11 protein-coding genes are annotated in these 13,534 nt (G+C 59.0%); 2 read left to right on the top strand and 9 right to left on the bottom strand.

The annotated features are described in order from the left end of the window. Positions 1–57: 57 nt before the first annotated feature. On the bottom strand, positions 58–303 hold the full coding sequence (locus tag M1L53_RS23390) for a hypothetical protein (RefSeq protein ID WP_223257939.1): 246 nt from the start codon (positions 301–303) through the stop codon (positions 58–60). Positions 304–526: 223 nt separating this feature from the next. Here M1L53_RS23390 and M1L53_RS23385 point away from each other — a divergent pair, with 223 nt between their 5' ends. After that, positions 527–907 (top strand): helix-turn-helix domain-containing protein, encoded by a 381-nt coding sequence (locus M1L53_RS23385; RefSeq protein WP_050655368.1) that lies wholly within the window; start codon positions 527–529, stop codon positions 905–907. Here M1L53_RS23385 and M1L53_RS23380 read toward each other — a convergent pair. The 6 genes from M1L53_RS23380 to M1L53_RS23355 all read right to left on the bottom strand — a co-directional run bounded on the left by M1L53_RS23380 (position 904) and on the right by M1L53_RS23355 (position 6,697). Further along, complete coding sequence (locus M1L53_RS23380) at positions 904–2,697, bottom strand: long-chain fatty acid--CoA ligase (protein ID WP_050655369.1); 1,794 nt, start codon at positions 2,695–2,697, stop codon at positions 904–906. The two genes, M1L53_RS23385 and M1L53_RS23380, sit on opposite strands and share 4 nt — an antisense overlap. Next, positions 2,694–3,155 carry a MarR family winged helix-turn-helix transcriptional regulator gene (locus M1L53_RS23375; protein ID WP_080726576.1) on the bottom strand — a complete coding sequence of 154 codons (462 nt, stop codon included), beginning with the start codon at positions 3,153–3,155 and terminating at the stop codon, positions 2,694–2,696. Before M1L53_RS23375 ends, M1L53_RS23380 begins: the two co-directional genes overlap by 4 nt. A gap of 85 nt (positions 3,156–3,240) precedes the next feature. Beyond that, complete coding sequence (locus M1L53_RS23370) at positions 3,241–3,372, bottom strand: putative transporter small subunit (protein WP_003941363.1); 132 nt, start codon at positions 3,370–3,372, stop codon at positions 3,241–3,243. Between the two features lie 27 nt (positions 3,373–3,399). After that, positions 3,400–5,052 carry a sodium:solute symporter family protein gene (locus tag M1L53_RS23365; protein WP_185744510.1) on the bottom strand — a complete coding sequence of 551 codons (1,653 nt, stop codon included), beginning with the start codon at positions 5,050–5,052 and terminating at the stop codon, positions 3,400–3,402. A 388-nt stretch (positions 5,053–5,440) separates the two neighbouring features. Beyond that, positions 5,441–5,737: a hypothetical protein gene (locus M1L53_RS23360; RefSeq protein ID WP_232319014.1), complete on the bottom strand. Its 297-nt coding sequence runs from the start codon at positions 5,735–5,737 to the stop codon at positions 5,441–5,443. A 57-nt stretch (positions 5,738–5,794) separates the two neighbouring features. Further along, positions 5,795–6,697, bottom strand: a complete 903-nt coding sequence (locus tag M1L53_RS23355) for a plasmid pRiA4b ORF-3 family protein (RefSeq protein ID WP_232319013.1) — start codon at positions 6,695–6,697, stop codon at positions 5,795–5,797. Positions 6,698–7,078: 381 nt separating this feature from the next. Between M1L53_RS23355 and M1L53_RS23350 the strand changes: the two genes are divergently transcribed. Further along, entirely contained in the window at positions 7,079–7,675 is a 597-nt protein-coding gene (locus M1L53_RS23350) for a T3SS (YopN, CesT) and YbjN peptide-binding chaperone 1 (RefSeq protein WP_054187307.1), read from the top strand. Between the two features lie 1,567 nt (positions 7,676–9,242). Here M1L53_RS23350 and M1L53_RS23345 read toward each other — a convergent pair. Together M1L53_RS23345 and M1L53_RS23340 are read right to left on the bottom strand one after the other, a co-directional pair. After that, entirely contained in the window at positions 9,243–11,066 is a 1,824-nt protein-coding gene (locus M1L53_RS23345) for an alpha/beta hydrolase (protein WP_185744467.1), read from the bottom strand. Between the two features lie 1,314 nt (positions 11,067–12,380). Beyond that, positions 12,381–13,481, bottom strand: a complete 1,101-nt coding sequence (locus M1L53_RS23340; RefSeq protein WP_054187306.1) for an LLM class flavin-dependent oxidoreductase — start codon at positions 13,479–13,481, stop codon at positions 12,381–12,383. Positions 13,482–13,534: the final 53 nt, after the last annotated feature.

Raw genomic sequence — 13,534 nt, 5'->3', positions numbered from 1 at the left:
AGCGCCACAGTCAGAATCACTGTGAACTCAACCAGTCACCGCCGCATCGACAGAGCGCTACGACGCTTCCCGCTCCTCGTCGGTGCACAACGCGGAGTACTTGGCGAAGGCTTCCTGCAAGGTCAGCGATTTACGTCGCTCGGTGATGTCGCGGGGCTTTCCCTGCACAACACATCGACGAGCATGTTCGATCACAGCTTCACGTATGACGCTGGAAATGTCCGCGCCCGTGAGCTCTTGGAGGGTCTCTAGGGCCCTCAGTTCCTCTACGTCGAATCTCACCGTTACCGATCGTCTAGCCACGCTCAGGATGTTACTTGCGGGTACACCAAATTTGGTGAGTTACATATGCGTCGAGTCGAATATCTTTGGGCGCCAAAACCTTCGAATTCCGATCTACGTGGGTAAATAGTTTCCCACTCACGGCACTCATGTAATGCAACGCACACGGCGCTAGCCAGCGTGCCGACGGACACTGTCGCTGTCTATGCTTGCGAAACACTGCCTTCGATCGGAGATATACCGCGTGAGCATCGACCACATCGTTTCCGCAGTCGACGGCGACGCTGCCGAGCGAATCAAAACGGCCCTGGCCGAGAGAGCCGCAACCTCGACGGACACGACCACGCTGGCGTTCGACGGCGTGAGCATCGAGATTCCGCCGTCGGTCGGCGACGCCGTCGTGCAGCTCCTGACCTACCTCGCTGCCGGAGACAGCGTCGCCCTCGGGCCCGTCGCAGAACTCCTCACCACCTCGCAGGCAGCAGAGATCCTCGGCGTTTCGGACACGTATGTACGCAAACTCGCCGACGCCGGGAAACTTCCGATCGAACTACGCGGCACCCACCGCAGGTTCCGCCTCGATGACGTGATGGCCTACCGCGAGCAGTTCCCCAAACGCGCCTAGCTCTTCGCGTACATTCCTTGGATCTCTTTCGAGAACCGATCGACGACGACATTGCGCTTGATCTTGAGCGTCGCTGTCATCTCACCGTCTTCCTCGGTCAGATCGCGATCGAGAATGACGAACTTCTTGATCGACTCCGCATGTGAGACAGCGGCATTGGCGTCGTCGACGGCCTTCTGCAGCTCCGCTCGAAGGTCCTTGTCGTCACGTAGTTCGGCGACGGTGGCACCAGAAGGCTTGCCGTTCTCGGCCTTCCACTTCTCGAACACCTCGGGGTCGACGGTCAGCAGCGCCGTGATGTAGGTCTTCCCGTCACCGACGACGACTGCCTGCGAGACGATGGAATGTGAACGGATACGGTCTTCCATCGGGCCGGGCGAGACGTTCTTGCCGCCCGCCGTCACCAGTAGATCCTTCTTGCGTCCCGTGATGGAAAGGTAACCGTCGCTGTCGAGTTCACCGAGATCCCCGGTGCGCATCCAGCCGTTGACAAACGACTCTTCGGTGGCCTTGTCGTTCTTCCAGTAGCCCTTGAAGACAACCCCGCCGTTGAGTTCGATCTCGCCGTCCTCGGCGATGCGAACCCCGTTGCCGCCCATCGGCTGTCCGACGGTTCCGATCTTCTGAGCACCCGGGACGTTGACGCAGTGCGCCGCAGTGGTTTCAGTGAGACCGTAACCCTCGTAGATCGGAACTCCGAGCCCACGGAAGAAGTGCCCCAGCTCAGGAGTCAGGGCGCCGCCGCCGGAGATCGCGAACCAGCATTCGCCGCCGAGAGCTTCACGAAGCTTCGAGTACACGAGCTTGTCTGCCACTGCGTGCTTCGCCTTCAAGATCAGCGAGGGACCGCCTTTGTCGAGAGCTTGGCTGTATTCCTTTGCAGTGGTTTCTGCGAAAGCGAAGATCGCGCCCGGAATCTTTCCACCGGACTCCGCCTTGCGTGCTGCGCCGTCACGGACTTTTTCGAATACCCGCGGAACACCGAGGATGGTGTTGGGCTTGTATCGCTCGAATTGGGTTGTGATGGTGGCAAAGTCGGACCAGTGGGCCTGCGACGCACCAGCTTCGAACGTCGCGAGGGACACCGCGCGGGCCAGTACGTGAGCGAGCGGCAGGAAGGTCAGGACTCGGTTTCCCGGAACCGCCACCTTGCCGATCGATGCCGTGAGAATCCCGCGCACCTCGGACAGGAAGTTGCGGTGCGTGAGGATGCATCCCTTGGGACGGCCTGTCGTGCCGGAGGTGTAGACGAGTGACGCCAGATCGTCGGCCTTGATGCCCGCGAGTCGCTTCTTCAGCTCGGTGTCGTCGACGTCGGCACCCTGTGCGGTTAGCTTCTCGACTGCTCCGTCGTCGATCTGCATGACGGCTTTGAGAGTGCTTGGCGCGTCCTGGAACAGCTGCTCGTGCGCGCCGGTTTCGACGATTGCGATGACGGCCTCGGAGTCTCCGAGGATCCAGCTGACCTGCCCCTGAGACGACGAGTCGTAGATCGGGACGGTAGCGGCGCCGGCCGCCCAGATGGCGAAGTCGAAGAGCGTCCACTCGTATCGGGTCGCCGAGAGGAGTGCGACGCGGTCGCCTGCCTGCACGCCAGCGGCGATGAGACCGTTTGCGACGCCGGTGACCTGCTCGGCGAACTCTTTGGCTGTGACGTCTACCCAAACCTCGCCCTTGGGGCGGGAGAACACCGTCAGTTCGGGCGTGCGCTCGGCGTGAGTGAAGACGGTGTGCACCACGGACTCGTTGTCGGAGATGGTGAACTGGGCTTTGGCGCTGTACTCACTCACAGGGTGTCATCTCCGTTGGTCTGCGATTCGATGCTGGTTCTGAAGCGGTGGAGTGCGCGGGCGAAGTCTGCGACCTCGGACTCGGTCCAATCGTGCAGCCTGCCGGCGACTTGGTCGAGCCGACGCGCGTCGGCGGCGTCGAGGTATTTGCGGCCAGCCTCCGTGAGGTGCAGCGGATTGCCCTGACGAACGGATCCCGGATCGGCATATACCCAGCCTGCCTCGATGCACCCGCGCACTTGGCGCGAGATGGTCGAGCGGTTGACGCCGAAGACTTCGGAGATCTCCGTGGCCTTGCATCCGTCATTGCGGCCGATGAAGGAGAGGAACGAATGCTGGGCGATCGACGGGTGGTCATCGGAATGCCGATCCCCCGTCATCAACTGCCGCGTCAGGTGCACCAGCTCGTCATGAACGGCTGGTGGACCGGTGAGCGCCATTGCTCCGTCGTGTTGCACTGGGCAACTATAACGCTGCCCCCAGTGTCCGACGCAATATGACCGCCGCCACCGACAAGAAGTCCGTCGGTGGCGGCGTGAAAAGTTAGACCAGATCCTCACCGTTGCGGCGAGCGGTTGCCCAATCCTTGAAGAATCCCTTGCTGATGACTCCCAGCACGACCAAGACCAACGCCGGCCAGATCAGAACATAAATGGTCAGTAGAGCTGTACTCATTCGTATTCCTTCCACTTGTCTCGACGGTTACTTTCTGGACGCTCCCACGGCAGGAAGCTCGTCATCGTCGAAGTCTCCCGTCCGCTGCTTGATCAGTTCGAAATCGAACGTCTCACGCTGATTGACGGACATCGCAAAGCACACGACGGTACTGACGGCATAGGCCACCAAAGATCCGCTGAGCGTTGGGTAATCGTGCAGGAAGCCGATCGCGAACGGCGCGGACAGCACGATCGCCAGGCCACCGACGATCTGCGCAACCTTCAGACCGAAGAATCCAAATACCATGAGTCCCAGCACCACTCCGATACCGATAACGGCAACGATGTCGAAGAAGAGCCCGAACATCCCATCCATCGGCACCCAACTGAATCGGACGGGCAAGAAGGCGGCAAGCGCCACCAGAACCGACACAGTGAAGGCCTTGTTGGTGACCTTTCCCCAATAGAAGCTCGCGATAACCGGGAACACCAGCGCGCCCCACAGCGCGCCGACGAACACCAACAGATCAAGAATGCTCAGTTGCAGACTTGCCAAGGAGATAGCCGCCGCCGTGGCAACTATCATCGTTACTCGGCCGATGAGCAGCATCCGTCGAGGGTTCGCATTGGCCTTGCCTGCGACGGCTTGGCCGTAAACGTCGGTCATCACGATGGACGAGAGCGCAGCAAGGTCCGAGTCTGCCGTCGATGACAGCGCGCCGATGATCATGACAAAGAAGACGGCCAGCAAAATTCCGGGCAGATACGACGCGGCCATCTGCGGAATCAGGTTGTTGACGTCACCATCCATCGGCTCGATTCCGAGGTACAGAGCGAGAACACCCAGCATTCCGACACCAATGACCGTTGCGCCGTATCCGACGGTTGCGGTGATGAAGGTGGGCTTGATCAGGTCTTCGCGGACCGCGAACAGACGTTGGGCAATGGTCTGGTTGCCGATTGCGTAGGCAAGAACTGCCGCGATGTACGGCGCGCCCTGCTCGAAGAAGGCAACGCTTGAGAAGAAGTTGCCCTGCTCAGCAGTAAGGTTGCCTGCCCCGGATTCGAAGGCTGCCGGGAACCCCGCCGCAAAGAAGATGAACGGCACCAAAACCGCTACCGCACCGAGCATTCCGATCAGCTGAACGAAGTCGGTCAAGACCGAAGCGCGGAAGCCCGACCACAGCGTGTACAGCAAAACGCCCAGCGCAACGATGAACACACCCTGGATGAAGTTGAACGGCGAAAGCAATGCGATCAGCAGACCACCGGCGAGGAAGTTCGACATCAAACTGATGAGACTGCCGACGATATTGGAGCCCGCGAGCATCAGCTGACTCGAGCGTCCGTGCCGCGCGTACATGACCTCAGCCAGTGTGTGGGCTTTCGGCGCTACTTTGCGAATTCGTTGGCCAAACGGATAAATGAAGAGAATCATCAACGCGCCCCATAAACCGTAGTGAATGGGGCCGGAGATTCCGTAGGTGTAGCCAGAAGTGGCGGATGCATACATCGACGACGCCCAAATCCAGGTGGCCGTCATACTCGCGGCCGAAACACCAAATCCTAATTTGTTTCCGGCGGTCATAAAACCGTCGGCATTTTCCTGTTTCTTACCAATACGAAGAGAAATCAGAAATGTTCCACCATAAAAGGCAACAAGCAGTGAAACAATTACCAAGGTACTGAACTGGACCATGTCGGACCCCGTCACATGCCACATCCTTCGCACATAATCGGCAGAGCAAAGCACAAAACCCCTGTTCAGGATCTTTGCGCTTCGTTTCTGCACGCCCTAGGAGCGACCGCCATACCAACACCGGTCACATATTCAATTGACTAGCAACACGCACTTCGTCTTTTCGGAAACCCAACCTCCACAAAATAAATCTTCTGCGCAAGCTTTTGACTCGACCACGCAATTCAACAACTGAGAATCGACCATAGCATGATGGCAATTTCGAACAAAAACTCCGATATTTTCCCACCCGAAAATATTCATGTTTCCGCCGCAGTAAAATCGTGCGCTTCCAGCGCATATAACAACTCCGCATCGATTGAAATCGATGCTCGATTCGATCGCATACCTACATCGACAGGACCATCCTGGCAAACCGTCGGCCCCACTCGGGATCGGCGGAAACATGCTGGTCCAGCGGATTGGAGACAATCGCCCCGATCATTCGCAAGTACACGAGAGTGTCTCGCACCATCCACGTCCAATCGTCGTCCCCGAGTCGTGTTCCGTCTGTTGTCGACCAACCCAATGCCGTGAGGCCTTCGATCATCACTTCACTACGTTCGGACTCCGACAAGCCGGCAGCCAACGTAAGGAACAGAATTCGGCCGGCTTCCTGCGCCAACTCACCCTTTCCCAACGGCATGGCCGACACGATGTGACGCCACAGCTCGCCTTCATATGCAAGCACTGACGCGCCGAGTCAAGTCAGAAGCAATGTGCCTCGGAGTTTCCGGACAAATCTCAGTGTCTTTGCGACTTCAACGAGTACTGCTAATTGCGAGTCACTCCCTGCCATGACATCGATCCCGTCACTGTCCCAATCGAGTTCGTCTCGGGCGGCCGCAACATGGTCCGAAGGAAGTGCCCCGGACGCCGTCAAAACAATCCCACCACCTCGCGCGGAGTTCAGCAGCCACAGCAGTTGGCGGGTTACTCCTTCACGCATCACCTCGAAATAGTTGTCATATCCGCCACGAAGCTCCGATTTGGCAACTGCGGCAAACAGTTTCGGCGCGGAATGAACCGACAGGCGGCGCAAGAACTTCTCGAACACCGAGCTTCCCACAGGTGGTGACTTATGCAGTGCCACTGCAATGGTGACTGCTGCATTGGACTCTGCGGGAACAAAACGTTCGGGATCGAACAGTCCGGTACTCGCCTGCACGTTCAGGAACTCGCGATACCCGATCGGACCGCCAGAATCCTCCGGCGGGCACGCTCTCTCGCCGTCGAGACAGGATGGCTCAGAAATCGGCTGGTCTTCGACAATCTGCTCGAGAACCAACGTGTGACTCCACCTTGCGCGGGCGTTGTACTCATAACGGACGTACTCCCCGACCGCGGTAACTGCCTCGTCGATCCGGACTTCGTCCTCACCAAACTCGTCTTCCTGGTATCCGTCGCGCTCGATCACCTCTGGCGCGATATACCGATCTGGGCCATTGTCCGTTGAATGATGGACACTCACCCACTGATGAGCGTGTTGATCTCCCCACCCCATCACCGCCTGCACAATCGAATGAAGTTGGTCCAGTTCGATATTCGACGGGACCGAAAACCGTCTCCAAATAGGCGGCGTGATGCAATCGAGTTCGATCCGCATGACAAAGTTCGCCACCTCCGGCCGTCGACGCTGATTCCGCATCTGCCTCGGCGTAAGGACCTTCATCTGGCTTTGCGTCGCTTGATGTGCAGGTACCAAACGCAGATGTGAAGCTCGCCGAACTCGCTGACCCGTCATGTATGGAGGCTAGATCTACCTACCGACAGCCGAGATACTCACTGCCACAAGGTTGCCCGATTTGTCGGGGCTCGCATCTCGTCGCTGGTCGGCTGTCAAGTCCAGATCAACACGGACCTACCCAGGCATCTTTGATCATCCACTGCGCGGACAATAGTGTGCGCCGATTACCGTAGACCTGACAGCTACCGTACGAAAACAGTGCCCAGCGCCTGCTCGGACTGGCACAGAACATGAGGATCCATGAGCGACCAAGACACGACCGCCGACCAGCCCCTCCACATCAACGGCGCAATTGCCTTGGTGACGGATGAGCGCGACGAGTTGGTTCGCCTGTGCGTCCAGACCCTCGCCGAACTACTGGGCAGTGAGCCTGCCACCGATGACGATGGCGACATCGTCGTGCCGGTTCACGGGTTTGTCGTCTACGTAACTGTTGCGGATGACGGCCCTCAGATCAACGTCTGGTCCTCGGTCCTGACGGGCCTCGGCAATCCCTCGCACGCTGCGACTCAACTGATCGAACTCGCGCAGGAATGGCCACGCCTGCGCTTCGCCTTCAGCGGCGACCACCTACTGGTCTCCACGATGCTCGACGCCGATCCCTTCGCTCCGCAGCATCTGCTGAACCTGATCGACGAGGTTCACGACTTCACTCACGAACTCGACGACGATTTTGCTGAATCCTTCGGCGGAGACCTCGACTGCGACGCCGATGACGACAGCTACGCCGGAGACTGCAATCCCGGCGGTTGCGGCGGTGACTGTGACTGTGCGTGCGGCGATGAAGCAGACGGCGAGCTCAGCATCAGGGCGGTCACCTCGACGCCCAGCAAGTAAGCAATACCTCACGGCTAGTTTTGCGTGCGTGCATCTCTGCGATTGCAGAGATTCGCGCACGCTTACGTTTGTCGTCGCTCCACGGGACGACCGAAAGCGACCGAATGAAAATCGACTGCGTGGCAGGAACGACGACGGAAAGATCGTCACTGCCGGTTTCGCGACTGTGCAGCGCAATGACCTTCGGCCTGGCAGCGAACTCATCCAACAGACCACGACGGGTTGGCCTGCTATTCCTTTGTGCGGCTTGGCCGATCGCTCATATCAGTCGCCGATTTAGACGCCGAACGCGCCTGAATCGCGAAAAACATTCGCCTACAGCTACTTTCGTCGGCGTAATTCAACGACGCAACGCCCCCTAGATGTCGCAGTACCAACCAGACGACTGGGATTGCGGGCGAGGCCGCCCCAAGATCAGCCTGAGTACGGCTCGCACGCAGGTCCGGTGATGTAGCCCTGCTCGCAGCCGTGCTGCGTTTGGATATCACCGCTGGTCGGCTCTTTGCCACACTTAACACCGCAGCGTTCGTATCCGTTTACGACACCATCACCGTTCCGGTCTTCGTCAGGGTCATATGGGTAACCACCTCCGGGATTCGTGTTCGCCTCCGCACGCATCTCCGCACAGGCCGGATCGGTCGTGGAGTACGAGCCATCGGTGTACACCGCAGTTCCCGGGTAATCGCAGTACCGTAGAACCCTTTCCGAAGCTTGTGTAGTTGCCGGAGGCACATAGGTGTCGCAGGATGCCTCGTAGCCAGTGGTGTTATCGGAGTACAACGCGGTACCTGACTGGTAGAGGGAGAGATCGCCGCATACGAAGGTGATCGGCGCGACCTCGGGTGTGCTACTTGGGGGAGGTACTACGGACTCAGTTGCCGGGACGGCTGTTGACGATGAGCTTGATGGGGTTGTCGACGGCAAGTCTGTGCCTGGGCCGCCGCAAGCAGAAAGACTGAACGACGAGAGCAATGCGCCAACAGCGAGGATAAGCGCTCTCTTCATGTCAGTCTCCTGTGCGTTCCCGCACGCTGTTGTGTCGAACGAGCAACTCCGGCGATCATCGCCGTTAGCATTCTCCGCATCGTGCCGCCTTCACGCGGTAGCGATTCGCTCACATTGATAATCGGCAGACGAGAAAACTCGTTACGGAGTTGCGAGTTCTCTCGCCTGTGATCGACAACATCGCGCCAGCACCGAGCCCCCGAACGACCGCCCGAACGAGAAGTTGAGCGCAGCCAGCTTTCCCGCTTCGGATTCGGCGTTCACCAGTTTTCGGTAGCACTCCTTTGTGTTGGCGGCACTCGTGACAGTGGTCGGCGTATCGACTAGTTCCGACGCTGATTGACCGATCGAGAGCCTTGACAGGAGGAAGCGAGTTGCGCGTTACTGCGTATCCGTACTGACCAATGGCCCAGTGCGCTTCATTGATCTTTGCGCAGACCGACACTGGCTCCGCAACCTGTCCGCCGGTAATCGAAGCAAGAGTGTGGTCAATTCCGTATCACTAGTAAGTGAGGCAAGTGCCTTCGCGACTTAAATGACGTTCACCAGCCACTGAAACGCGTTACGTCAGCGCTGTGAAGTCGACGAGTTCCTTTTCAATGTCAGCTAAGGGCTTCTCTCCAGTTGCTGCTTCGATGGCTCGCGGCGCCAATCCTCGATCGAGCATGAATGCCATCAGTTTCGTGATTGTCGACTTGGCTGCCTGCAGCTGAGTCAACTGCCCCGACTTCGGATCGCTGAACGCCGTCAGGCGGTTGATTCGGGCGGAGAGTTTCGTCTCCACATCCGCCAACTGGTACCAGAGCGCTTCGTCATGAGGAAGGCCGAGCATCTTGCGTGCATGCTCGGTCGATACCCGCAGGATCAACGTTGTCGAATCCGTGATCGGCTGATCGGGGGCACCGCCGCCTACCACCGCGCCCGCGGCCACCGCCGCGCCCGCTCCGGCCAAACCACCAAGCATTCCGAGACCACCGATCATCCCTCCCGGCCCGAATGCTGCAAGCCCGCCGACGATAGCGGCGCCACCTGCCGCGGCAGCCGGCGCTGCGAGCATAAGCCCGACAGGTCCGGCCGCGACCAAGGCGAGACCGACTGCGGCTGTAATTACCCTGCCCCAGGGGACGCCACCGCGACTGTCCAAGCATTTCTGGACGTCTTCGAGGGCGGTGCTCACTGTCTTTCCGAGCTGACGCACGAACCCCAATTCGACGGCGATGTCGGCGAGTGCGTCGCGGGGGGCGTTGCCAATTTCGAGTTCATACGGATCGATGATGTTCGTCAGCGCGAGCACCACCAACTCGCCGACCACTTCGTGGATCTCCCATCGATGCGGAATCATCGGCAATTGACCATTGCTCAGTTGCTGTAGTTCGACTGCGACGGGCTGTCCACTCACTGACGCGGCCTGCTCTATTTGAGCGACGATGTTGTCCTGGACGATGTCGAGTGCATGTCGGTAGCGTTCGGCCAGCGCTTTGTCTTTGAGGTTGCGGTGGACCGCATGCGCGTAGTGCAGCATCAACAACACCGAGGCCTCGTTGTCATTGAGACGAACCGCGATATCCGATGTGCGGATGGCGATTTCCTTCGAGGGGTACAGAAGATCTGCAACCAGCATGGCGAGGGCGCGATGTCCGAGATACGCCCCAGAGGCATGGGATGCGCCGTTGTCGATGACGAAATCCTGGGCGCCGGGAAAGGTGGTCGCCAGCCCCCTGCCGCCGGTGACGACGTCGCCGACATCGAGGAAGTTCGACCAGTCATCGACCCGGCCGTACGGAAACTTCTTGAGCAATCGCTCGCTGCTGTCGTGAACGGCCTGCACATTCGCCGGGCTACCGATGGTGATGAACCTGCGGACATGGACATTTTCAGGAAGGTGGTCGAGAAGATCGATCGCGATGACGCTGCCCAGGCTGTGGCCGATCAGAATGATCTCGCCAGAGGTGGGCAGATGGTCAAGGATGTGCCGCAGGATCGCTCCGCGGACCGGTTCCTCCCGAACGTACTTGCGTACTTGCTGCAGATCCAAGAGTGATAGCGATCCGATCGCGGCCTGCTGCAGTGGAGCGAGAACCTGCCCGGGCACACGATGGAAACCGAAGGTACGGACCCCGCCCTCGAGACCCAGAATCCGCTGGACTCTCGCCTGGCGCCGCTCAAAGCCGCGGCGACTGGCCGAGTCGTCGCGCGGTTTGTACGTCACCGGGGGCAGCTTCGCACCAATACCGTTTGTTGTGAGGAACGAACTGTAGTGAGGTGCGATGACCATATCCCGATTGACCGCGCCGAAACCGGCCTGTTCGAGACCGCGGTCGAGACCTTCGAGCCAACTCGATTTCGGATCGCCGTCACCGATTCCGTGCAGAAATACAATCTTCACAACCATGTCCCTCTCGAAGGTCGAACCCTGGTATCACCTAAACCATTACTGTTGTTCGCTACAAAGATTCGAAAAAGATGAGCACCGCCGAAAATCTCGAACGGATTCTCTGCGCTAACTTCGCAATACCGTACAGAGGAGGACCGACACCTCCGCGACCAGCTTGCCAAATTTCGTTCGCGACCACAGCATTAGGTCAGCCAATTATCGAGATCGGCTTCGCTCGAATGGGGTCCTCGCGATTATTTGCGGGTATGTCGCGGTATTCGTCATGCGGCTACGTCAACGATCAAGTAATCGGGGATCGCAAACCATCCACAAGCATAAACTGTGACAATGGGTCGGATCGTGCGATCCGAACCTGAACATTCCCGAACGTATATGTGACAGCGCCCGATGCGGCGGATCTGAAGGCCGATGCAGAAAATCCGTACTGAATCTCGGGCACCCCTTGAGATCTGCGACGGCGAATTCCATACCGGCTGGTTATATCCGGCTCGCGGTGCCACTGGAAGTAACCGGGTAATCAACTCGATGCAACGTGACCGCTCCGGAACTGCTCTCAGCTTGCTCACCAAGACCCACCGGCACCTGCCTGGTTGTCGCTTTGAGAGCCGAGGTTTCGGTGTACTTGAAGGCTCCGCAGTTGTCATCGTTGTCGTAACTTCAGTCGACGCGTTGTCAGTGTATGAGCCACGCTGTCAACGCCAGGGCCTCGACGCTGAGCGTCGCAGCCGGCTATTTTCGCATGGCGGTATATCGGCGAGCTCCGAGTCGTTTCGGCTGGCCCGCACTCGCCGCAATGCGGCTGGATCTCACTTCACTTTTCAGAGAACGAAATCGAGGTCAGTCGCCCACCTCGACACCGTAACCGGGACAGCAATAGCGCCAAGTCCGTGGTTATGCCCCTGACCTGCCGCCCGACGGCGCCAAACATCTGCGCGGCGGATAGATCGGCAAGAACCATCGTTCGTTCGACAGTCCAAGGCCGAGTACAGAAATGGCAAGTTTTCCGTCGGGACCCTAAACCGACTGAGACTGCTCCTAAGTCGCCGAAAGAATTGTCGCCATCGACTGCTGCTGCGGGGACAGCAAGTTGGCGACCCGCAGGTAGAGCATCGAAATCTACGCGGACACTCGGCCCACTATCACTCGCACTGCCGACGGAGAGCTTGACTGCGCCGTCCTCGTCCACGGTGTTGCTGTAGAAGACAGAATCCTGATCCGAAGCGGCTTTACTGCCTCCGCCCGGGAGGAAGACGACCATATGCCGCGCAAACTGAAGCACAAATGGCACAACCGAAATCTGACGGCTCAGGCGACGGCGGTAAAACCCTTCGCCCGATCTTTGTCGACCGACGTCCACAGTGTCGTCGACAGTTCGGCCTTCACCAGCGGGATAACCTCTTCCGCAAATCGGCGCAGGGTGTCCTTCTGCTGCTCGAAGTCGAGCACGTGATTGACCGACACCGATTGGAAATCGTGGCCGTAGCTCTCGTGATAATCGAGGATCTTCTCGGCGACTCGCTCCGAAGACCCGACCAACGCCGGCCCGCGGTCGACGGCTTCCTCGATCGTCCGGAAGCTCGTCGACTTTCCGACCGCTTTGGGATCGTGCTTGCGTTTGTCGGCCTGCGCAACGGCGCCTTCGTAGATCGGACGGAACTCTTCGATCGCCTGTTCGGTCGTGTCGGCGAGGAACAATCCGCCCGAACCCGATCCGACGTACGCCTTGGACGGGTCGTGCCCGTACGCCAGGTACTGCTCGCGGTAGTGGTCGATCAGCACTTTGTAGTTCTCACGAGGCTGGAAGGCGTTGGCGGTGACGATGGGGTCGCCCCACTTCGCCGCCAGTTCGACGGCCTCGAACGAGGTAGCCGATCCATGCCAGATACGGAACGGTCCGTCGTAGGGACGCGGTAGCGTCGTCGCGTCCTCGAGCGATGGTCGGTGAGTCCCCACCCACTTGACGTTTTCCTCGCTGATCAGCAGTTTGAGGAGTTCATAGTTCTCGGTGAGGTATTCGTACTGCTTGGCGATATCCAACCCGAGGAGCGGGTACTGAAGGACCTCGTTGCCCTTGCCGATCACGATCTCGAGGCGTCCCCGGCTCAGCTGATCGATGGTTCCGAAATCTTCGGCGACTCGAATCGGGTCGAGTAGCGACAGAACGGTGACACCCGTCGAGAGCAGGATTCTGTCTGTGGCCTGCGCAATTGCCCCCAAAACGACGGTTGGCGCCGACGAAAGAACCGGCCCGGCGTGGCGCTCACCCACCGAGAACGAATCGATACCCAGTTCTTCGGCGAGAACCGCCAGTTCGACGACACGGTTGAGCCGGTCGGACGGGGCAACTTCCTCGCCGGTCACTGGATGGGGTGGGTTGAAAATGATGTCCAGAACCTGAAAACGCATGACCCGTCTTTCTCGATAACCTCACAGCGCGCCTGTCCCTCGGAGGCTAGTGC

The organism is Rhodococcus sp. T9N, from assembly GCF_024436645.1.
Taxonomy (GTDB): domain Bacteria; phylum Actinomycetota; class Actinomycetes; order Mycobacteriales; family Mycobacteriaceae; genus Rhodococcus_F; species Rhodococcus_F qingshengii.
This window is presented reverse-complemented; position numbering and strand designations above follow the sequence as displayed.